This is a genomic window from Sphaerisporangium sp. NPDC049003 (genome assembly GCF_043197795.1).
Classification (GTDB): domain Bacteria; phylum Actinomycetota; class Actinomycetes; order Streptosporangiales; family Streptosporangiaceae; genus Sphaerisporangium.
Genome location: NZ_JBICTU010000017.1, coordinates 114,291 through 136,688 on the forward strand (window position 1 = coordinate 114,291; position 22,398 = coordinate 136,688).

At 69.5% G+C, this 22,398-nt stretch carries 13 protein-coding genes; 7 read left to right on the forward strand and 6 right to left on the reverse strand.

The window, feature by feature from the left end; genetic code table 11:
• Window positions 1-126 precede the first annotated feature (126 nt).
• The 3 genes from ACGFIV_RS20075 to ACGFIV_RS20085 are packed head-to-tail and all read left to right on the forward strand — an operon-like array spanning window position 127 to window position 3,872.
• The gene (locus tag ACGFIV_RS20075; protein WP_358553089.1) at window positions 127-669 is read left to right on the forward strand and encodes a 2Fe-2S iron-sulfur cluster-binding protein; all 543 of its coding nucleotides are present in this window, start codon (window positions 127-129) and stop codon (window positions 667-669) included.
• On the forward strand, window positions 666-1,655 hold the full coding sequence (locus ACGFIV_RS20080; protein ID WP_358553087.1) for a xanthine dehydrogenase family protein subunit M: 990 nt from the start codon (window positions 666-668) through the stop codon (window positions 1,653-1,655). Before ACGFIV_RS20075 ends, ACGFIV_RS20080 begins: the two co-directional genes overlap by 4 nt.
• A gap of 39 nt (window positions 1,656-1,694) precedes the next feature.
• On the forward strand, window positions 1,695-3,872 hold the full coding sequence (locus ACGFIV_RS20085) for a xanthine dehydrogenase family protein molybdopterin-binding subunit (protein ID WP_392836764.1): 2,178 nt from the start codon (window positions 1,695-1,697) through the stop codon (window positions 3,870-3,872).
• Between the two features lie 217 nt (window positions 3,873-4,089).
• Here the strand turns inward: ACGFIV_RS20085 and ACGFIV_RS20090 are convergent, their stop codons facing one another.
• The gene (locus ACGFIV_RS20090) at window positions 4,090-8,292 is read right to left on the reverse strand and encodes a vitamin B12-dependent ribonucleotide reductase (RefSeq protein WP_358553083.1); all 4,203 of its coding nucleotides are present in this window, start codon (window positions 8,290-8,292) and stop codon (window positions 4,090-4,092) included.
• A gap of 149 nt (window positions 8,293-8,441) precedes the next feature.
• Window positions 8,442-8,903 carry a transcriptional regulator NrdR gene (gene nrdR / locus ACGFIV_RS20095; RefSeq protein ID WP_358553081.1) on the reverse strand — a complete coding sequence of 154 codons (462 nt, stop codon included), beginning with the start codon at window positions 8,901-8,903 and terminating at the stop codon, window positions 8,442-8,444.
• 651 nt (window positions 8,904-9,554) lie between these two features.
• Between nrdR and lexA the strand changes: the two genes are divergently transcribed.
• Complete coding sequence (gene lexA, locus ACGFIV_RS20100; RefSeq protein WP_358553079.1) at window positions 9,555-10,268, forward strand: transcriptional repressor LexA; 714 nt, start codon at window positions 9,555-9,557, stop codon at window positions 10,266-10,268.
• Window positions 10,269-10,449: 181 nt separating this feature from the next.
• Here lexA and leuS read toward each other — a convergent pair whose 3' ends face one another.
• Window positions 10,450-12,912 carry a leucine--tRNA ligase gene (gene leuS, locus ACGFIV_RS20105; protein ID WP_392836769.1) on the reverse strand — a complete coding sequence of 821 codons (2,463 nt, stop codon included), beginning with the start codon at window positions 12,910-12,912 and terminating at the stop codon, window positions 10,450-10,452.
• A gap of 592 nt (window positions 12,913-13,504) precedes the next feature.
• Here leuS and ACGFIV_RS20110 point away from each other — a divergent pair.
• Window positions 13,505-14,983 carry a hypothetical protein gene (locus tag ACGFIV_RS20110; RefSeq protein WP_392836772.1) on the forward strand — a complete coding sequence of 493 codons (1,479 nt, stop codon included), beginning with the start codon at window positions 13,505-13,507 and terminating at the stop codon, window positions 14,981-14,983.
• A 31-nt stretch (window positions 14,984-15,014) separates the two neighbouring features.
• Here the strand turns inward: ACGFIV_RS20110 and ACGFIV_RS20115 are convergent, their stop codons facing one another.
• From ACGFIV_RS20115 to ACGFIV_RS20125, 3 genes are read right to left on the reverse strand one after another with little or no spacing between them, the layout of a single operon-like run.
• Window positions 15,015-16,295, reverse strand: coding sequence for a cytochrome P450 (locus ACGFIV_RS20115; RefSeq protein ID WP_358553073.1), 1,281 nt, complete (start codon window positions 16,293-16,295; stop codon window positions 15,015-15,017).
• A 47-nt stretch (window positions 16,296-16,342) separates the two neighbouring features.
• Window positions 16,343-17,602, reverse strand: a complete 1,260-nt coding sequence (locus tag ACGFIV_RS20120) for a cytochrome P450 (protein WP_358553071.1) — start codon at window positions 17,600-17,602, stop codon at window positions 16,343-16,345.
• A gap of 47 nt (window positions 17,603-17,649) precedes the next feature.
• Complete coding sequence (locus ACGFIV_RS20125) at window positions 17,650-19,194, reverse strand: GMC family oxidoreductase (protein ID WP_392836777.1); 1,545 nt, start codon at window positions 19,192-19,194, stop codon at window positions 17,650-17,652.
• Between the two features lie 176 nt (window positions 19,195-19,370).
• Here ACGFIV_RS20125 and ACGFIV_RS20130 point away from each other — a divergent pair, with 176 nt between their 5' ends.
• Together ACGFIV_RS20130 and ACGFIV_RS20135 are read left to right on the forward strand one after the other, a co-directional pair.
• On the forward strand, window positions 19,371-20,924 hold the full coding sequence (locus ACGFIV_RS20130; protein ID WP_392836779.1) for a long-chain fatty acid--CoA ligase: 1,554 nt from the start codon (window positions 19,371-19,373) through the stop codon (window positions 20,922-20,924).
• A 109-nt stretch (window positions 20,925-21,033) separates the two neighbouring features.
• Window positions 21,034-22,341 carry a M14 family zinc carboxypeptidase gene (locus ACGFIV_RS20135; protein WP_358553065.1) on the forward strand — a complete coding sequence of 436 codons (1,308 nt, stop codon included), beginning with the start codon at window positions 21,034-21,036 and terminating at the stop codon, window positions 22,339-22,341.
• The last annotated feature ends 57 nt before the right edge of the window (window positions 22,342-22,398 follow it).

The following is a 22,398-nucleotide window of genomic DNA, read 5'->3' on the forward strand; positions in this document are numbered from 1 at the left end:
CCCGGAGGATCGTGCAAGGCTTCGCCATTTTTAGGCAAAGCGAAACACCTGGCAATCTGATTGAATGTTAAATTCTTGGGAGCTGTGTTGTCCGGGGGTTTGCCGCATTGAGGAAGGACATGCGATATGACGGGCGGAACACGCAGTGAGATACTTCTTCATGTCAACGGCCTGACACACCGTCTGACCATTGACCATCGCAGGACACTGCTCGACGCGCTCCGCGAGGAGACCGGCCATACCGGGCCGAAGAAGGGCTGCGACCGCGGGCAGTGCGGCGCCTGCACGGTGTTGCTGGACGGCCGGCGTGTCGTGTCCTGCCTGACGCTGGCGGTCGCCGCCGACGGCTCGGACGTCACGACGGTCGAGGGCCTAGCACAGGACGGTGAACTGCGCCCGCTGCAACAGGCGTTCGTGCAACTCGACGGTTTCCAGTGCGGGTACTGCACACCTGGGCAGCTCTGCTCCGCCGTCGGGATGCTGGCCGAGCACGCGGAGGGCTGGCCCAGCGCGGCCACCGCCGACGTCTCCCCCGAGGCACCGGCGCCGGAGCTGGACGCCGAGGAGGTGCGCGAGCGGCTGAGCGGCAACCTGTGCCGCTGCGGCGCGTACCCGTCGATCGTGCGCGCCGTGCTGGAGACGGCGTCCCGCGAAAGGGCGACGCGATGAGGGAGTTCGGCTACCAGCGGCCCAGGCAGGTCCGTGAGGCCCTCGCCCTGGTCGACGGCGACGACGGCGCCCGGTTCCTCGGCGGCGGTACCAATCTCGTCGACCTGATGAAGGACGGCATCGAGACACCCACCCGGCTGGTGGACGTGAGGCGACTGCCGCTGGACGGCGTCCGCGAGGCGCCCGGCGGCGGACTCGTCATCGGCGCGACGACGACCAACAGCGACCTGGCGGCCCACCCCGAGGTGCGCCGCCGGTATCCGGCGCTCAGCCAGGCCGTGCTGGCGGGCGCGTCAGGACAACTGCGCAACATGGCCACGGTGGGCGGCAACCTGCTGCAGCGGACCCGGTGCGGCTACTTCGCGGACCCCTCGCAGCCGTGCAACAAACGCACCCCGGGTACCGGCTGTTCCGCGATCGCCGGAGAGCACCACAACCACGCGATCCTCGGCTGGTCCGACCACTGCGTGGCCACCCATCCTTCGGACATGACCGTGGCCCTGGCCGCGTTCGACGCGGTCGTGCACTACGAGACCCTGGACGGGACACACGAGGTCCCGCTGTCCGCGTTCTACCTGCCGGTCGGCGAGAGCCCCCAGCGGGAGACCGTCCTGCCCGCGGGCGCCCTGATCACCGCGGTCAGCCTGCCGGCCACCGCGGCGAGCCCGCGATCGCGCTATCGCAAGGTCCGCGAGCGCGCGTCCTACGCCTTCGCCAACGCGTCCGTCGCGGCCGCGCTGGACGTCCACGAGGGCATCGTCCGGGGCGTCCGCATCGCGCTCGGCGGTCTCGCATCCAGGCCCTGGCGCGCCCACGTCGCCGAGTCCGTCCTACGGGACGCTCCCGCCACGGCCGACCGGTTCGGCGACGCCGCGGATGCGGAACTGTCCGCCGCCAGGCCGCTGCGCGACAACGCCTACAAGGTCACGCTCGCCCGCAACCTCATCAAGACGGTCCTGACCGAGCTCGCCCACCGGCCCGAATGACGAACCGGTCCCCTCACGCGTCCTGAAGGAGCTCACCACTTGACCGCCTCCTCGACCAGTCCGTCCCCGGCACCGGCCCCCTGGCCGGACACCGCCGGTACCGCCGCCCCATCCGGCACCAGGGAGCCGCCCCTTGGAGCCGTCGGCGCTTCGCGACCCCGCATAGAGGGAACAGCCAAGGTCACCGGCGCGGTGCGCTACGCCGCGGACGAGCCGGCGAGCGACCTGGCGCACGCCTGGGTCGTCACCTCCACGGTCACCCGCGGACGCATCCGCGACATCGACACCTCCGCCGCCCTGGGCATGCCCGGTGTGCTGGGCGTGATCGACCACCGCAACGCGCCCCGCCTCAACCTGGAGGCCGGATCGTTCTTCGGGCCCGACGGTGGCATGCACCTGCTGCAGAGCGACGAGATCCCCCACTCCGGCCGCCCGATCGCGCTGGTGGTGGCCGAGACGGCGGAGCAGGCCCGCCGCGCGGCCATGGCGCTGCGGGTGACGTACGACGAAGAACCGTACGACGTCGACTTCCGCCTTGAGCACCCGGCCGCCCGGCCGGCGACGTCGTTCTTCGGCGAAGACGCCACCACCGGCGACGTGGACAAGGAGCTTGCCGCGAGCGCGGTGGTCGTCGACGAGCGCTACGTCACCCCCGAGGCGCACGGCGCCGCGATGGAGCCGCACTCCGCGACCGCCTGGTGGGAAGACGGGCGCCTGCAGATCGTCGACTCCAACCAGGCGCCCTTCCTGGTCGCCATGACCGTGGCCACGCTGTTCCACCTCGACCCGAAGCAGGTACGCGTCCGCTCCGCGCACGTCGGCGGCGGCTTCGGGTCCAAATCAGGAGGGTGCGGCCCCCAGCTGGTCCTGGCGGTGATGGCGACCTCCCTGTTCGACCGGCCCATACGCGTCACCCTGACCCGGGACCAGGTGTTCCTGACCGTCTCGATGCGTCCCGCGACCGACCAGCGAGTGCGGATCGGGGCCGATGCCGACGGCCGGCTCCGCGCCGTCGACCACACAGCGGCCTTCGAGGTCTCCAAGCTCGCGGACTACCTTGAGAACTGCACCGAGCTCACCAACACGCTCTACGCGGCGCGGGCGATCCGTACACGGCGGACCGCGGTCCCGGTCGACATCCTGCCGCCGTACTCCGTACGCGGGCCCGGCGCGACACCCGGTTCGTTCGCGCTCGAATCCGCCATGGACGAGGTGGCGGAGCGGCTGCGCATGGACCCCCTCGAACTGCGACTGCGCAACGAGCCCTCCGCCGGCCCCGTGTCCGGCCTGCCGTTCAGCCGCCGCAACCTCGTCGCGTGTCTGAGAGAAGGCGCTCGCCGGTTCGGCTGGGCCACACGCGACCACAGGCCGCGGACACGGAGCGAGGGGCACCTGCTCGTCGGCACCGGGATGGCGGCCACCGCCTTCGCCGCCGGGGCGCTGCCCTCGACGGCATCGATCACCGCCGAGCCCGGCGGGGCCTTCACCGTCGCCATCGGCGCCAGCGACATCGGCACGGGCGCACGCACCGCGCTGGCCGCGGTGGCGGCCGAGGCGCTGCGCGTACATCCGGAACGGATACGGCTGCTGATCGCGGACAGCGACCTCGGCCCCGCGTGGGGCGCGGGCGGATCCCGGGGGACGGCCTCCTGGTCCTGGGCGATCACCGAGGCCGCGGCGAAACTGCGCTCCCGGCTGGGCGGCGCGACGCTGCCCCTGACCGTCTCGTCCGACACCACAGAGTCGCTCGGTGAGCTGGCCCTCATGGAACGGCACTCCTACAGCGCCGTGTTCGGCGAAGTGACCGTCGACCCGGCGACCGGCGAGGTGCGGGTGCGCCGGTTGCTGGGAATGTACGCCGTGGGCCGCGTGATCAACCCGCTGCTCGCACGCAGCCAGCTCATCGGTGGCATGATCATGGGGCTGTCGATGGCCCTGCACGAAGAAGGCGTCCGCGACCGGGCCACCGGCCGTCACGTCAACGACGACTTCGCCGGCTACCACATCGCCGCCCACGCCGACGTACCCGACATCGAAGCCGACTTCGTACCCGACTACGAACCCGGCGACCCGTCGGGCATCAAAGGCGTCGGGGAAATCGGCACCGTCGGCACCGCCGCCGCGATCGCGAACGCCGTCTGGCACGCCACCGGACTCCGTCAACGGACACTCCCGATCCGACTGGACCGCGTACTGGAAGACCGCCCACTGAAGTGACGCCACACCGCCGGTCCGTGATCCGGCCTTGTAGCTGACCTCGACCGATCGCGATATCGAGGCCGCCGACCGGTCCACCGGAAAAACCCCTGTCCCAGTGGAACCACGGTGATTTGAGGGGTGACAAGACGAATCGTCTTGTCACCCCTCTTTATCGCTGCCTATCGCCTCACGCGAAGCACGTCGAAGGTCGCTCCAGGTAGAACCCGGCCCACGGTCAGCTGCAGCCGCTGGTGCTGCCGCAGCCTTCGCAGACGTAGCAGCTGCCGGCGGGGCGCATCTTGGTGCCGCAGGTCAGGCAGAGCGGCGCGTCGGCCGTACGTCCCTGGTGGCTTTCGAGCGCGGGCCCGGAGCCGTTCGCGCGCGAGGGGGACTCGACGGGGGTGGCCGTCACACCCGTCGCCGGCCTGTCGTCCGCCGCCTTGTCGCCGGGCTTCTCCTCGTGCTTCTCCTCTATGGGCGCGGACTGCGCGAGGGCGGCGGTGTCGATGACGACCTCCTGGGGCGCGCCCGGGTCCTCACCGCGCTGCTGCGCCGCGCGCTCGGCCGCCGAGAAGACGCCGAGGGCCGCCCGCTCGTCGTACGGCAGGTGGTCGAGGGCCAGGCGGCGGAAGATGTAGTCGACCACCGAGGCCGCCATGCGCACATCCGGGTCGTCGGTCATGCCCGCCGGCTCGAACCGCATGTTGATGAACTTGCTGACGTAGGTGTCCAGCGGGACGCCGTACTGCAGGCCGACGGAGATCGCCACCGAGAAGGCGTCCATGACCCCGGCCAGGGTCGAGCCCTGCTTGGACATCTTCAGGAAGACCTCGCCGAGGCCGTCCTCAGGGTAGGACGACGCCGTCATGTAGCCCTTGGCCCCGCCGACCGTGAACCGGGTCGTGGTGCTCGGCCGCTGGTTCGGCAGGCGGCGCCGCTTGGGCTTCGGCACCTCGACGACCTGCGCGACCGGCTCCGCGGCCTTCTCCTCGGTCTTCTCCTCGGCCTTCTTGGCGATCGAGAGGGGCTGGCCGACCTTGCAGTTGTCGCGGTAGACCGCCAGGGCCTTCAGGCCGAGCTTCCAGCCCTCCAGATACACCTGCTCGATGTCCTCGATGGTGGCCGACTCGGGCAGGTTGACGGTGTTGTGGTTCATGATGCCATTCGCCACGAACGCGTGAGTTTCCGGAACGGAAAGGTCGTACACCGCGACCTCTCCCGCATCCGTGACCTGAGTCACCCGCGAGAAATGCAGGTTACCGTCAAGGATCTGCCGCAACCAACCGGGCAGTACCACTCCGGGCAGCGTGGAGACCCGCTCAATGGTCTCCCTGGTGACCTGCTTGGTACGTGGGTCCAGCAGGAACCGGAAGTCGTGCCGCCAGCTTCGTACACCGTCGGGACCCCGCTTACCTGAAGGGATCAACTCGTAGAGCTCCCGCCCGGTGATCCCGGGGATGACGTTCGCGGTTCCCTGCCCGAAGTCCTCGCGGAGGTAATCCGCGGCACGCGCCGCCTTGTCCGGCTCCAGGAAACGCACCAGGCTGACCAGCAGCTGCCCCTGCCGACCTGCGGCATAGACTTCGTCGTAGTCCTTTCCGTTAACACTGTTGTGCTTGCTGATCCGCCCGTGTACGACGCCGAGGTTGGTGAGCACCGCCTGAAGGTCGTCCAGAAGTTGCGGACTGTCGAGACAGATCGCCCACTTGGCCGCGGTAGCGGTCGTGACATAGGCGTCCAGCCAGAGTCCCTGAAGGAATGCGTGGACCATCGGCCACGGCGAGCTCAGAACAGCGTCTGGGATGCGCTTGCTGGATGCACGGCTCCCGCAGCCGAGTGCGTCCAGGAACTCGACGATCGTCTTGGACGCGACCACGACGCCAGGGCACTTGCCCGGATCGCGGGTGATACGGGCCTCCACTCCGAACGCGTTCCGCCACGCGTCCTTGACTCGGTGCAACACCTCGTCGACCGAGTTGGTGATGACGGTGGTCCAGTTGGTCCTGGAGATGTGCCCCTCGGCGGCGTAGGCGCCCAGGAGGAAGGCCAGATCCTCGGTCATCTCCTGCGGAAGCCGGACCGCCTTCTGGTTACCGTACGAAGGAGAGACCTCGATGTGACGAAGGCTGGCGGGCAGGGTCGCCCACATCATCGCGCCGTACTGCGTGGCCACGTGGTCGCCCTCGGTGATCTCGCCCAGTGTCTTCCAGGCGAGCGCCCCGTGCTGCGCGGTGAGCAGGCGGTGCGGGAATGTACCCGTGATCGTGTGTCCCGAGCGCAGGCGGACACGACGCACCGGACGGACGCCACCGTAGTAGAAGGCATCGGTCTTTCTAGGACCGTCCAGGGACGAGATCTCCATCCGCTCCTCACGGAAGGTGTCCTCGGCCTCTCCCTGGTAGAGGCCGCCGATCCGGATCAGTCCTTCGGCCGTGGCCACAAGGGTCTCACCGGTGACGCACTTGGAGATGGCGCCCGAGAGGAACGGCTGGGTCGCCGCCATCATGCGGACGTGGCCCATCGGGGCGATCGCCCGCTCACCCATGGCGCAGTCGAACACCTCGTAGTGCTCGTGCTTGAGGCCGGGGGCGTCCATCACGTGGCCGTGCTCGCCGATGTGCTCGACGATGGCCTCGACCTGCTCGGGCTGGTAGCCGAGCTGCCGGAGCGCCCTCGGGATCGTCTGGTTGACGATCTGCATCGACCCGCCGCCGACGAGCTTCTTGAACTTCACCAGCGCCAGGTCGGGCTCGATGCCGGTGGTGTCACAGTCCATCATCAGGCCGATGGTGCCTGTAGGCGCGAGTAGGGAGGCCTGCGCGTTGCGGTAGCCGTGCTTCTCGCCGAGGCGCAGGCACTCCTGCCACTGCTTGGTCGCCTCCGCGAGGATCGGCCGGTCGAGGGAGCCGTGGGCGCGCAGCTCGTCGCCCTCGGCGGCGTGCTTGCGCATCACCCTCTTGTGGGGCTCGGCGTTGCGCTTGTAGCCGTCGTACGGCCCGACGATCGCGGCCATCTCGGCGCTGCGACGGTAGGAGACGCCGGTCATCAGGCTCGTGATCGCCGCCGCGACCGACCGGCCGCCGTCGGAGTCGTACGCGTGGCCGGTGGCCATCAGCAGCGCGCCCAGGTTGGCGTACCCGATGCCGAGCTGGCGGTACGCCCGGGTCGTCTCGGCGATCTTCTCGGTCGGGAAGTCGGCGAAGGTGATCGAGATGTCCATCGCCGTGATGATCAGCTCGGTCAGCTTGACGAAGCTCTCGACGTCGAAGGTGTCGTCCTCGCGCAGGAACTTCAGCAGGTTGATGCTGGCGAGGTTGCAGGAGGAGTTGTCGAGGTGGACGTACTCGGAGCAGGGGTTGGACGCGGTGATGCGGCCGGTCTCCGGGCAGGTGTGCCAGTCGTTGATGGTGTCGTCGTACTGCACGCCGGGGTCGGCGCACTCCCAGGCGGCCTTGCCCATCTTGCGGAACAGCGCCCTGGCGTCGACCTCCTCGATGACCTCGCCGGTGAGCCGGGCGCGCAGGCCGAACCTGCCGCCCGCCTCGACGGTGCGCATGAACTCGTCGGAGACCCGGACCGAGTTGTTCGCGTTCTGGTACTGCACCGAGACGATGTCCTTGCCGCCGAGGTCCATGTCGAACCCGGCGTCGCGGAGGGCGCGGACCTTGTCCTCCTCACGCGCCTTGGTCTCGATGAACTCCTCGATGTCGGGGTGGTCGACGTCGAGGACGACCATCTTGGCCGCCCGGCGGGTCGCCCCGCCCGACTTGATGGTGCCGGCGGAGGCGTCGGCCCCGCGCATGAACGACACCGGGCCGCTGGCCGTGCCGCCGCTCGACAACAGCTCCTTGCTGGAGCGGATGCGGGAGAGGTTGACCCCGGAACCGGAACCGCCCTTGAAGATCACACCCTCTTCCTTGTACCACTCGAGGATGGACTCCATCTCGTCGTCCACCGCCAGGATGAAGCAAGCGCTCACTTGCTGAGGTGAGGCGGTGCCGACGTTGAACCAGACCGGCGAGTTGAAGCTGAAGACCTGGTGGATCAGGGCGTGCTTCAGCTCGTGGTCGAAGATCTCGGCGTCCTCCTCGGACGCGAAATAGCCGTGCTCGCGGCCCGTGCGGGTGTAGACGCCGACGACCCGGTCGACGAGCTGCCGCAGGCTCACCTCGCGCTGCGGGGTGCCGACGGCGCCGCGGAAGTACTTCGTGGTCACGATGTTGGCCGCGTTGACCGACCAGAAGTCGGGGAACTCGACGCCACGCTGCTCGAAGTTGATCGAGCCGTCCCGCCAGTTCGTCATGACGACGTCACGATGCTCCCAGCGCACCTGGTCGTACGGGTGCACGCCGGGGGTGGTGTGGATGCGCTTGATCTTCAAGCCCTTGTGGGGCCGCTTGCCCCCGCGACCCACTGAGCCACTCACCGTCTCCGTCATGATCTCCCCCTTCCGGGGCCCGAAAAGGGCCCTCGTGTCGGAAACACTTCGTCGCGCCGTTCGCATCCCCCGGCGCAGGGGTCCAGCGGTGGTCCCCGGCCTCGCGGCGTCACCGGGCGCGCTGGGGTGTCAAAAGTGGTCTGGCCTGTTCAGGTGTGTTTCGCGGCTCGCGCCGCCCGGAGTTGCTCGATCTCTTCTTCGAAGTCGGCGAGCGTCTCGAAGCTCCGGTAGACGGAGGCGAACCGAAGGTAGGCCACCTCGTCGAGCTCGCGCAGCGGCCCGAGGATCGCCAGGCCCACCTCGTGAGCCGGGATCTCGGCCGAGCCGGTCGCCCGGATGCTCTCCTCGACCCGCTGGCCGAGCTGCGCCAAGGAGTCCTCGCTGACGGGCCGCCCCTGGCAGGCACGGCGCACCCCGGCTATGACCTTGTCGCGCGAGAACGCCTCGGTCACCCCGCTGCGCTTGCTCACCATCAGGAGCACCGTCTCCTGGGTGGTGAACCGGCGCCCGCACTCAGGGCAGGTGCGCCGGCGGCGGATCGCCGCGCCGTCCTCGGTCGAACGGCTGTCGATGACCCGCGTGTCCGGATGACGACAGAACGGACAATGCATGTCGCCTCCCTTTTCTCGCGGCCCCCACGAGTTACGTCGGCACGCCCTCGAATCACGAGGTTCCCGAGGCACCGGCCTCAGGGATAAGCCGCCATATGTTTCCGCATTCCAACATGCTTTCGGGCCCTTCCCGCCTAAACGGGAATACGCTCACGCACGCACTTCGGATACTCCGAGTGCGTTGACGGAAACACAACTTATGGTGAACCACATCGGTGTAACTACTAGATGTTGTGGTCTAACCGTAGGAGTGCCGCACCATGAACGCAAGTCGGCCGGGCCGTCGCGCGGAAATCGGCCGCCCATCAGGGCGAACGAGCACTCCCCGGCGTGTCGCGGGCCGGCCGGGACCGCGACGCCCCCGGCCGGGCACCGGGGCCCGCGCCACCCCGGCGCGGATCGCTCGCGTGATCGACTTCCGGCGCTCCGCGGGCATAAGATCGCAAAGTCGAACACGATATCGATCGAACTCCCGTACGATGGCGTTCACCAGATTGTCTCCGAATTCGGCGACTCTCGAACAACTGTTTGAAGACGATCTTGAACAGGGTTATTGTCGCTGTGTGCGACATCGGGAACACATACCGGGAGCCGGCCGGGGCGGGCATGGCGTGACGGAGCGTCCCCCAGGCACCCGGCGAGGAGGAGCTTATGAGCGAGCAGGACGAGATCGGCACGGTTGTCAGCGATCTGGCGGTGCGCAGGCGTGACTCCCTCGGTCTCACCCCACGACAACGCAAGATTCTTGAGGTGATCCGCGATTCGGTGCAGCAGCGCGGCTACCCGCCCTCCATGCGAGAGATCGGCGAGGCGGTCCAGCTCACCAGCACCTCCAGCGTGTCCCACCAGTTGACCGCGCTCCAGCGCAAGGGCTATCTCCGCCGTGACCCGCACCGTCCCCGCGCGCTGGAGGTCCGCCTGCCCGGCGAGCCCGCCCTCTGGGTCGACCCCGTCGCCCCGGGCGGTGAGGAGCCTCTGGTGAGCCGGCCGACGGCCACGTTCGTCCCCCTGGTCGGTCGCATCGCCGCCGGTGGTCCCATCCTGGCCGAGGAGCGGGTCGAGGACGTCTTCGCCCTTCCCAAGCAGCTCGTGGGCGAGGGCACGCTGTTCCTGCTCCAGGTCGCCGGTGACTCCATGATCGACGCGGCGATCGCCGACGGCGACTGGGTCGTCGTGCGCCAGCAGCCGGTGGCCGACAACGGCGACATCGTCGCGGCGATGATCGACAACGAGGCCACGGTGAAGACCTTCAAGCGCAAGGACGGCCACGTCTGGCTGGTCCCGCACAACGCCAACTACGACCCGATCCCGGGTGACGAGGCCACCGTCCTCGGCAAGGTCGTGGCGGTCCTGCGCAAGCTCTGACCTCACCCGCCGACCCGGCAAACGCACGACCCCCGCCTGAGCGCCCACCCTGGGTGAGCGCTCAGGCGGTCGTGCTTTCAGGACGCGACCATGACCGGCGTCGTTCCGGCCGGGCCACGAAATCTCCCGGCGAGAGGACGGAAGCCGCCGACGACGCGGCAGCGGCTTCTCCCGGTGACGTTCAGGGGACGATGTTGACGAGCTTGGGCGCGCGGACGATCACCTTGCGGGGTGCTCCGTCGAGGTGGGCCCGCACCTTGTCGGAGGCCAGGGCCAGCCGCTCCAGCTCGTCCTGAGAGATCGACGGGGGGACCTCCAGGCGGTCTCTCACCTTGCCGGCCACCTGGACTACGCAGGTGACGACATCCTGCACCAGCAGCGCCGGGTCCGCCACGGGCCAGCCGCCGTGCGCAACCGTGGGCCCGTGCCCGAGCCGCTCCCAGCCCTCCTCCGCCACGTACGGCGCGACCAGCGACAGCATGACCGCCAGGGTCTCGGCGGCCTCGCGCACGGCCGGGTCGGCCGCCCCCGGGCCCGAGTCGATGGCCTTGCGGGCGGCGGAGGTCAGCTCCATCATGCGGGCGACGGCCACGTTGAAGCGGTAGGAGTCGACCAGCCGGGTGACCTCGTCGATCGCCCGATGGGTGATCTTGCGCAGCTCCACGTCACCGGTCGTGAGGTCCACGCCGGGAGCCGAGGCCGCGCCGGCCTCGGCCATGACACGGAAGGCCCGTGCCAGGAACTTCTGCGAGGCGGCCGGGGAGACGTCGGACCAGTCGATGTCGTCCTCGGGCGGGCCCGCGAAGATCATGGTCAGGCGCACGGCGTCGACGCCGAACGCGTCGATCTGCTCGCCCAGGTCGACGCCGTTGCCGAGCGACTTGGACATCGCCTTGCCCTGGTTGATCACCTGGCCCTGGTTCAGCAGGCGCATGAAGGGCTCGGTGAAGTCGACCATGCCCATGTCGTGCAGGACCTTGGTGAAGAACCGGGAGTACAGCAGGTGGAGCACGGCGTGCTCCTGGCCGCCGATGTACTGGTCGATCGGGCCCCAGCGCCTGACCTCGTCGACGTCGAAGGCGCCCTCCTCGAAGCCCGGCGAGCAGTAGCGCAGGAAGTACCACGAGGAGTCGACGAAGGTGTCCATCGTGTCGGTGTCGCGCTGGGCGCGGCCTCCGCACTTGGGGCAGTCGACGTTGACCCAGTCGGTCGCGCTCGCCAGGGGCGAGACACCCTTCGGGGCCAGCGCCTCACCGCGCAGGTCGGGCAGCGTGACCGGCAGGTGGTCGTCGGGGACGGGGACCTCGCCGCAGTCGGGGCAGTGGATGATCGGGATCGGGGTGCCCCAGAAGCGCTGGCGGGACAGCAGCCAGTCGCGCAGCCGGAAGTTGACCGTGGCCGTGCCGGTGCCGCGCTCGCCCAGGACCTCGACGATGCGGGAGATGGCCTCGGCCTTCGACAGGCCGTCCAGCGGGCCGGAGTTGACCAGCTTGCCCTCGCCGGGAGTCGCGACGCCGGTCTCCCCAGGGTCGGCCAGCCCGGTGTGCACGACCACCCGCACGGGCAGGTCGAATTTCAGCGCGAAGTCGAGGTCGCGCTGGTCGTGCGCGGGCACCGCCATGATCGCGCCGTGGCCGTAGTCGGACAGGACGTAGTCGGCCGCCCAGACGGGGATGCGCTCGCCGTTGACCGGGTTCACGGCATAGCGCCCCAGGAAGACGCCGGTCTTCTCCTTGTCGGTGGACAGGCGCTCGATGTCGCTCAGCTTGGCGACCTCGGCGCGGTACGCCTCAAGCGCGGGCAGCTGCTCAGCGGAGCAGATCTCCTCGGCCAGCGGAGCGTCGGCGGCGACCACGAAGAACGTCGCGCCGTACAGGGTGTCGGGGCGGGTGGTGTAGACGGTGACCGGCTTGTCACGGCCCTCGATCTGGAACCGGACGTCGGCGCCCTCGGAGCGGCCGATCCAGTTGCGCTGCATGGTCAGCACCTGGTCGGGCCAGCCGCCCTCCAGCTGGGCCATGTCGTCCAGCAGGCGGTCGGCGTAGTCAGTGATCTTGAAGTACCACTGGGTCAGCTCGCGCCTGACCACCTCGGCCCCGCACCGCTCGCAGCGGCCGGCGACGACCTGCTCGTTGGCCAGCACGGTCTGGTCGTTGGGGCACCAGTTGACCAGGCCGCCCTTGCGGTAGGCCAGGCCGCGCTCGAAGAAGCGGGTGAACAGCCATTGGTTCCAGCGGTAGTACTCGGGGTCGCTGGTGTGCAGGCGCCGTGACCAGTCGAACGAGATGCCGTACTTCTTGTACGAGGTGGCCTGGGTCTCGATGTTGGCGTAGGTCCACTCGGCCGGGTGCGCGTCACGCTTGATCGCGGCGTTCTCCGCGGGCAGCCCGAAGGAGTCCCACCCGACGGGGTGCAGGACGTTGTAGCCGCGCTGGAACCAGTAGCGGGCGACGACGTCGCCGATCGCGAAGACCTCGGCGTGGCCCATGTGCAGGTCGCCGGACGGGTAGGAGAACATGTCGAGCACGTACTTGCGGGGCCGCTCGTCGTCGGCGCCCTCACCTGCCCGGAAGGGGTCCAGTTCCTCCCACCGAGGCTGCCACTTCGCCTGCAGCGCCTGCGGATCGTACTGCTCGTCACTCACGGCCCATGTCCCTCGGTCGGCTCAGCGCGGATGGCTTGACCAATAAAGAAACCCCCCGTGACCACGAGGGGCAGCCGCATCGACCGGTGTCTCAGCTCAGTCGACGCGGCCCGCTAAGAAGCAGGGTCCTGCCACGCATAGTTCAAGGGTAGCGCAGCGGGCAATCGGTCTTCGTATCGTTTCCGCGGCACCCCAGGTGGCCAGGGGAATAAGGTCCCACAGATACCCGAAGGTCATAGATCCGTTGTGACCTCATATGTCCCGTTAGTTTACGCTTTTCGCCGTGGTGAACTCGTTTGAACCGGAGCGCGGCCCGGATCCGGCAGAGGAGGGCCTGCCGATGCAGGACCCTCCGACCGATCCGACAGGCCTGCAGTTCCGCGGGGCTTTCTCCGATTCTCCTGCGGACACCCCCGCTTCGCATGAGATCATGCCGAGCACCCCCAATCCGGGCATGATGTCGGGAGGTTCGCCAGCAATGGCTCCTGAGCACACCAGCCGGCCCACGCGGCCTCCGGCATGGCCGGAGAACCCCCCGGCATGGCCGGAGATGCCTCCGCCTCCCCCTCCGCCCCCACCGGCCTCGACGTCGATGTTCGACCCGGTCCCGTACGGCAGCCGCACCACGACCGACCCCCAGGCGTCCTGGGAGGCCACGCAGCAGTACGCGCCGCTGTACTCGCGGGAGGCGTCCCAGCAGGCTCCGGTCCAGACGTCGTTCCCCCCGCCGCCACCCCCGTCAGAGCCGCCCTTCGTGCCGCCGCCGGCCGGGCCCCAGCGCTACTCCCCCCAGCCTTCCGGGCCGCATTCCTACACTCCCTCGCCCACAGGACCGCAGCAGTACGCCCCCTCCTCCACCGGGCCGCAGCCGTCCACCTCCCACTTCACCGGGCCGCAGCCGTCCGCCTCTCACTTCACCGGGCAGCAGTACGCCCCCGAGGCGCCCCCGCAGCCGTTCCGGCTCCCCGACGACGTGGCGCCCGCACCCGCGCCCGCTTACGTCCCGGCCGGCACCGAGACCACCATCCGCGTCTCCGGCACGATGGGCCAGATGGGCCAGACGGGCCAGACGGGGCCCGCGGGCCCGATGGGCGCGGCGGGGACCATGGCCCCCGAGCATCAGGCGCCCCCCGAGCAGCACGGCCAGCGTCACGCGGTGCCCCAGCAGGAGCACGACCCCTACAAGCCGTTCGTCACCGCCGGGCAGATCAGCGGCCCGAAGACGCCGCCCCCCGAGCGCCAGCAGGAGCTCTGGAACACCGTCTTCGGCGACAACTACGAGGCCATGGGCGAGGAGCCGGAGGACACCGGAGGCGGCAGGCGGGCGTGGCTGCTCGCGCTCATCACCTCCGTCGCGGTGGCCCTGGTGGCGGCGCTGGTGTGGGCGTTCCTCGCCGGCCCGCTGCGCTCGTCGGCCGCCGAGGGCGGGGCGAGCACGCAGGGCTTGGGCGAGAGCACGCCCAAGGCGTCGGCCCCGGGCAAGCAGGCCACCGCCAAGCCGCAGTCGATCGGCAGGCTGCCGAAGTACACCGGCGAGGCCTCGCCGCGCGCCGGCATCCTCACCGACAAGGCGTCGGCCATCAGTGTGGCCAGGCTCGGCGGTCCCTGGCGGCTCGACCTGCGCTCCCAGCACGTGCAGGCGACCTACGGCTTCGCGACCCGCCAGTACGTCGCCGCCGGCACCGACTCGGCCGGCACCCCGCAGTTCGCCCAGGTGATGACCGGCCCGCTCTCCAGGTCGCTGGCCGCCAAGTACTCCCCGGCCTCGCCCGAGGATCTCACTCCGGTGATCAGTTCGGTGGCGTTCGCCGCGCGCAACAAGTTCTTCCCCGAGGGCAACAAGGTGGCGAAGACCGCCGAGCAGCGCCTGGCCGTCGGCGGCCGTCCCGCGCGCGTCGTCGCGTACCAGATCCTCGCGGGCGGCGCCAAGACCACCCTGGTGGTCGGCGCGGTGAGCACCGGGGCCGACCTGCCGGTGATCGTCTACATGTCGGTGCCGGACAGCAAGAAGGAGCTGCTGCCCGACATCAACACGGTCTTCTCCTCGATCAGGCCCACGACGACCTCCTAGCGCCCCCGGAAGGCGGGGGCGCGGGGCGGGGTCAGAAGTCGCAGGGCAGGTGCTTGACGCCGTTGATGAAGCTGGAGAACAGCCTCCTCGGCCGTCCCGCCTCGATCCGCGGCACCCGCTGGAGCAGCTCGCGGAACATCACCGTGATCTCCCGCCTGGCCAGGTGGGCGCCCAGGCAGAAGTGCGGTCCCGGCCCGCCGAACCCCAGGTGCGGGTTGGGGTCGCGGGTGATGTCGAAGCGGTACGGGTCGGCGAAGACCGCGCGGTCGCGGTTGGCCGACCAGTAGTACAGGACGGTCTTGTCGCCCTTCCTGTAGTGGGTGCCGTTCAGCTCGAAGTCCCTGGTGACCTTGCGGCGCATGTAGTTGACCGGCGAGGCCAGCCGTACGATCTCCTCGACCGCCCTGGGCGCGTGGCCGTCCACGTCGGCCAGCCACCGGGCCTTCTCGCCGGGGTTGCGGGTGAGCAGGAGCAGTCCCTGCGAGATGGCGTTGCGCGTGGTCTCGTTTCCCGCGACGACCAGCAGGATGAAGAACGAGCCGAGCTCCTGGAGGGTCAGGCGCTCGCCGTCGATGTTGGCGCTGACCAGGGAGGACGTCAGGTCCCCCGTGGGGTTCTCCGTGCGGTACGCGGCGAGGTCCTGGACGAGTTGCTGGAGCTCCAGACCGGCGTTGAGCATGGCGGCCACCACGCTGTCCATGTCGCCCCCGGGGACGTACTCGGAGTCGGAGGCGCCGATGATGATGTTCGAGCGGTCGAAGATGAAGCGGTAGTCCTTCTCCGGGATGCCCATCATGTCGCAGATGATCTTCAAGGGCAGGCGGGCCGCCACCTCGGTGACGAAGTCGCAGCCCGGCCCGGTCTCCAGCAGGTCGTCGACGATGCGGACGGCCGCGGCCTGGACGTCCTCCTCGAACTTCTGGATCATCTTCGGCGTGAAGGCCCGGGACACGATGCGCCTGAGGCGCGCGTGCCGGGGATCGTCCATGTTGATCATCGAACCGAAGTACTCGGCGAACTCCGCGGGCATGTCCGCGATGTTGGTCGCGCCGCCGTCCCCGGAGCCGAAGACGTCGGGGTTGCGGCTGATCTCGATGATGTCGGCGTGCCTGACGATCGCGTGGTAACCCTCGCCCCTCGGCGCGAAGGACAGCTCCGGCTCCTCGAAGAAGACGGGGGTCTCACGGTCGCGGAGCAACTCGAAGGCGTGCTCGCGCTCGGCCATGGGCCGGGCCCAGAAATCCCAGTCGGACAGGTTGATCTGGTCGTACGAGGTGATCGGCTCGCGTTCCTGAGGCGTCCGCACAGTCATGATTCCATGATTGATAAAAGCGGTTACTTACGTCAAACCCCGGCGGATCAGCTCGTCCGGTAGCCCATGTGCTTGATGCCGTTGATGAAGTTCGACAGCAGGTAGTCGGGCTCGCCGGTCGAGCGGATCTCCGGCAGGCGGGTGAACAGCTCGCGGAACATGACCGTGACCTCGCGCCTCGCCAGGTGCGCGCCGAGGCAGTAGTGCGGGCCGGGCCCGCCGAACCCGACGTGCGGGTTCGGGCTGCGGGTGATGTCGAAGACGTCGGGGTCGGTGAACACCGCCTCGTCGCGGTTGGCCGAGTTGTAGAACAGCAGGACCTTGTCGCCCTTCTTGTACTCCTGCCCGTTCATCTCGTGGTCCTGGGTGAGCGTGCGCCGGAACTGGATGACCGGGGTGGAGTACCTGATGATCTCCTCGACCGCGCCGGGGATGTGGGTCTCGAAGTCGCCCAGCAGCAACCCGCGCTGCTCGGGGTTGTCGGTCAAGAGCTTCAGGCCGTGCGCGATGGCGTTGCGGGTGGTCTCGCTGCCCGCGACGACCAGCAGGATGAAGAACGACCCGAGCTCCTGGGAGGTCAGGTGCTCGTCGCCGTTGACCAGCATGCTGGTGAGGTCCCCCGTGGGGTTCCCGCGCCGCTCGCGGCCGAGCCGCCGGGCCAGGCCGCTGAGCTCGTGTCCCGCGCGCAGCAGCCTCACCAGGCCCTTGGCCACGTTCCACCGCGTGATGTCGGGCCGGATGCCGGTGTACTCGGCGTCGGCGTTGCCCAGGATGACGTTCGTGCTGCGGAGCACCAGGTCGTGGTGGGCCGGGGGGATGCCCATCATGTCGCAGATGACCTGCACGGGCAGCCGGGCGGCGATCTGCGTGACGAAGTCTCCCGGACCCTCGGCGACCGCCCTGTCGACGATCTCGCGTGCCGCCCTGGCGACGTCCTCCTCCATCTTCTTGAGGATCTTCGGAGTGAACGCGCGCGAGACGATCCGCCTGAGCCTGGCGTGCCGGGGATCGTCCATGTTGATCATCGAGCCGAAGTAGACCGCCAGCCACCTCGGCATGTCGGGGATGCTGTTGGAGGTGGGCTCACTGCTGAAGACGCCGGCGTTGCGGCTGGCCTCGCTGACGTCCGCGTGCCGCACCAGGGCGTAGAACCCGGCCCCCGCTCCGATGAACGGGGTGTGGTTCTCCTTGGTGAAGATCGGCCGGTCGAGCTCCCTGAGCCGCCTGAAGGCCTCCTGCCGCTCCGCCTGGGGCAGCCCCCAGAAGGGGATGTCCGAGAGATCGATGTCAGTCACGCCTGCCGTCATCGCTGACGCACCTCCGGGCTCCATGGTTTAGAAAGTGACCACTTACGTCAAGAGGCCTTGATGAGATCCGCCGCCTTCTCCGCGATCATGATGGTAGGGGCGTGGGTGTGCCCGCGGTTGAGCATCGGCATGACCGAGGTGTCCACCACGCGCAGCCCCGGAACCCCGATGACGCGCAGCGACGGGTCGACCACCGCTTCGTCGTCGATGCCCATCTTGCAGGTGCCCGCAGGGTGGTAGAGCGTCTCGCTGTGCTCGCGCACGAACCGGGCCAGCTCCTCGTCGGTCTCGGAGCCGTCGTACGGCTTCATGGGCCCGCCCGCGTACGGCCGCAGCGCCGAGGTCGCGAACACCTCCTTGGCCCTCTTCAGCCCGGCCACCAGCCGCCGCAGGTCGCCCTCGGCGGTCAGGTAGCAGGGGTCGACCACCACCTCGCCGTCGTTGAGCGTGATCCGGCCGCGGCTCTCCGGCTGGAGCAGGATCACGCCGATGGTGACGCCGTGCCTTGAGGGCGGGGTGAGTCCATGGTCGGAGAACGGCACCGGCGCGAAGAGCAGCTCGATGTCGGGGGCGGGCTCCTCGGGGGTGGTCCTGAGGAACGCGACGGCCTCGCCGATGTTGGAGGTCAGCATCCCGGTGCGGTTCAGCAGGTAGCGCGCGTAGTTGCCGACCGACTCCGCCGAGGCGAGCGTGACGGGCTCGGGGCACTCCAGCATGACCGCCGAGGCCAGGTGGTCCATGAGGTTGCGCCCCACCCCGGGCAGCTCGTGCCGGGGTTCGACGCCCGCCGCCCGCAGGTCGTCCGGGTCGCCGATCCCCGACAGCATGAGCAGGTGCGGCGAGCCGATGGCCCCGGCCGAGAGGATCACCTCCCTGGCCGCCGTCACGCGCCGCCCCTGGTCGTACTCGACGCCGATGGCCCGGCCGTCCTCGTCGAGCAGCACCCGGCCGACCTGCGCGGCGGTGAGCACGGTGAGGTTGGGGCGGCCCATCGCCGGGCGCAGGTACGCGTCGGCGGCGCTCCACCGCCGCCCTCGGTCCTGGGTGACCGGCGTCTGTGAGAACCCCTCGTTGGTGGCGCCGTTGAGCTCCTCCAGCCTGGTGAGCCCGACCTCCTCGCAGGCACGCAGGAACGCCCGGGTGGTCACGTTGGGGCTGCGCAGCTCGGAGACGTAGACGGGACCGTCCGTGCCGTACACCCCGCCCCGGTTCGACCCGACCCGCCGCTCGGAGCGCATGAAGTACGGCAGGACCTCGTCGTAGGACCAGCCGGGCAGGTTCCAGCCGTCGTAGTCGGCGCGGACGCCGCGGACCCACATCTGGGCGTTGATGGAGGAGGAGCCTCCGAGGGTCCTGCCCCGCGGCCAGTACAGCTCGCGCCCGTACATCTCCGCCTGCTTGGCGGTGGTGAAGTTCCAGTCGTACCGCGTCTTGAACAGCTTGGAGAAGCCCGCGGGCACGCGGATCTCCAGCTTGCGGTCCGCGCCGCCGGCCTCCAGCAGGGCCACCCGCACCGAGGGGTCCGCGGAGAGCCGGTTGGCGAGGACACAGCCCGCCGAACCCGCTCCCACGATGACGTAGTCGTATTGCATTGATTCCTCCGTGGGATGCTGAGCAACCTTTCACGTACTTACGCCCCTTGCGGCCCCACGTCCACGCTCGTTACCGATTAGTAGCTATCGACTGCCAAGATGTCGCAAACACCGGCATTGTCGCGGCCTCGGTCTCCCGCCCCGACGGATGTGGCCGGCCCCAGCGAGGAGGAACCATGCTCAACCTGTCGGTCGTCCTGGAGGACAGCGCCCGGGAGCGCCCCGACCGTACCGCCGTGGCCCTTGGGGACCTGCGGATGTCGTACTCCCTGGTGAACACGCTGGCGAACCAGGTCGCCAACCTCCTTTCCTCGCGGGGCATCGGCAGGGGCGACAAGGTGGCGCTCGCCTGCCCGAACCTGCCGTACTTCCCGTTCGTCTACTTCGGCATCCTGAAGTCGGGCGCCACGGTGGTGCCGCTCAACGTGCTGCTGCGGTCGCGGGAGATCGCCTACCACCTGCGCGACTCCGACGCCAAGGCGCTGTTCTGCTTCGAGGGCACCCCCGACCTGCCGCTCGGCGAGCGCGGTCACGCGGGGTTCCGTGAGGCCGTCCCGGCGGACGGGCCGCATGCCGGCGACTTCTTCCTGCTGCCCGCCACGCCCTTGGCCACCGAATCGGGCATCGAGGGCGTCCAGACCCTCTGGAGCGCGCTCGACGGCATGTCCGGGGAGTTCGAGACCGCGGCGACGGCCCCCGACGACACGGCGGTGATCCTCTACACCAGCGGCACCACGGGCCAGCCCAAGGGCGCCGAGCTGAGCCACCAGAACATGCTGATGAACGCCATCGTCTCCGACGAGATGTTCGACCTCGCGGGCGACGACGTCTTCCTCGCGACGCTGCCGCTGTTCCACTCGTTCGGCCAGACCGTCATCATGAACGCCGGCTTCCGCCGCAGGGCGACCCTGGTGCTGGTGCCGCGCTTCGAGCCTGCCGCCACGCTGACGCTGATGCGCGATGAGGGCGTCACGCTGTTCGCGGGCGTCCCGACGATGTACTGGGCGATGCTGACCTCGGTCCACGCCGACGGCGCCGAGGTCCCCGTCACGCTGCGGACGGCGGTCGCGGGCGGCGCGTCGCTGCCGGTCGAGGTGCTGAAGGACTTCGAGAAGACCTTCGGCCTGACGGTGGTGGAGGGGTACGGCCTGTCGGAGACCTCGCCGGTGGCCAGCTTCAACCAGCCGGGCAGGCCGACCAAGGCCGGGACGATCGGCACCCCGGTCTGGGGCGTCGAGATGAAGCTGGTCGACGCGGGCTGGGAGACCGTCGAGGGCGAGGGGCCGGGCGAGATCGCGATCCGCGGCCACAACGTGATGAAGGGGTACTACAACCGGCCGGAGGCCACCGCCGAGGTCATGAAGGACGGCTGGTTCCGCACCGGTGACATCGCCACCAGGGACGCCGACGGCTACTACTCGATCGTCGACCGCGCCAAGGACATGATCATCCGCGGGGGGTTCAACGTCTACCCGCGCGAGCTGGAAGAGGTCCTGATGACCCACGAGGCGGTCTCGCTGGCCGCCGTCGTCGGTGTCCCCCACGCCTCGCACGGCGAGGAGATCAAGGCGTACGTGATCCTCAAGGCGGGCGCGGCGCTCACCGAGGACGAGCTGGTCGACTGGTCCAAGGAGAACATGGCGGCCTACAAGTACCCCCGCCTGGTGGAGTTCCGCGAGTCGTTCCCGATGACCGCGAGCGGCAAGATCCTCAAGCGGGAACTGCGCTGACGTCGTTCACGCCGAGGGCATACATGCATTCGAACTCCCCCAAATAGGGGCAAACCTACGAGGAGGCCGGGGCGAGGGATCTCGGGGCGAGCAACTGGAGGGCGATGCCATGGACGTGCGCGAGCAGATGCGACGGGTCCCGGACTTCGACAGGTTCCCCAGCGTGGACGAGATGCACGCCGAGCTGGACGAGTTCGCCAGGCTCCACCCCGGCCTCGTCCGGCTGCGCGCGATCGGCTCCTCCAGGCTGGGGGAGCCGCTGCGGGCGCTCACCGTGGGGACGGGCGCCCGCGACGCTGTGATCATCGGCGGGCCCCACCCCAACGAGCCGATCGGCGCGCTCACCGTCAGCCAGCTCATCCGGCGGCTCTGCGACGACGCCGGGCTGCGGGAGGGGCTGGGGTACCGCTGGCACCTGATCCCCTGCGTGGATCCCGACGGGGCACGGCTGAACGAGGGCTGGTACGCCCGCCCGGGCGACCGCCGCCACTACGCCCGGCACTTCTACCGGCCCGCCTGGAACGACCAGGTCGAGTGGACGTTCCCGCTCAGCGGCGACGGCTACTCCTTCGACCGGAGCCTGCCGGAGACCGACGCGCTGATACGGCTCATGGACGAGGTGCGGCCGGCCTTCGTCTACTCCCTGCACAACGGGGAGTACAGCGGCGCCTACTACTACCTCAACCGCCACGACCCCGTCCTCGCGGCGCGGCTCACCGAGCTGCCGGCCCTGGAGGGCATCCCGCTGCACCACGGCGAGCCGGAGCTGCCCGGCGCCACGACGATCGCCCCGGCGGTGTACCTCACCCCGGGCGGCACCCGGCAGGCGAAGGTCTTCGGCGCCGGAGGCGGCAGCGCCGACTACGCGGCCAGGTTCGGCGCGCTCCACCTGATCACCGAGCTCCCCTACTGGGCCGACGAGCGCGTCTCCGACGCCACCCCCACCGCCATGTCGTACGGTGACGTGCTCAAGACGGGGCTGGCCGCCCAGCGGGAGCTGATCGACACGCTGCTGGCGGGCATGGACGCGGTGCGGCGCGACCTGACCGTCCGCTCGCCGTTCCGCCGCTCGGCCGAGGACATGTTCGTCACGTACCGGAAGTTCGCCGACGTGTGGGAGGACCACCCCTCGGCGGACCGGCCCGCGACGGTGGCCGAGCAGTTCGGCAACCGGCAGACGCTCCACATGCGCCGGCTGCGCTTCACCGGCACCTTCTGCCGCATGCTGGACGCCGAGTTGGCGGCGGGGAACCTCACTCCGGCCATCCGCGCTCAGCGGGCCCGGCTGGGCGAGCTGTTCGAGGGGTGGTGCGACGAGGCGGCCGTCGAGTCCGCCGGACGGCCGATTCCCATCCGCACGCTGGTCGCCGTCCAGCTCGCCGCCGCCCTGGTCGCCGCCGAGCACGCCAGGGGCTGAGCGGGAGCGCCTCTGTGACAGGCCGGCGCCCCACCTGAGGCAGGCGGGGCGCCGGAT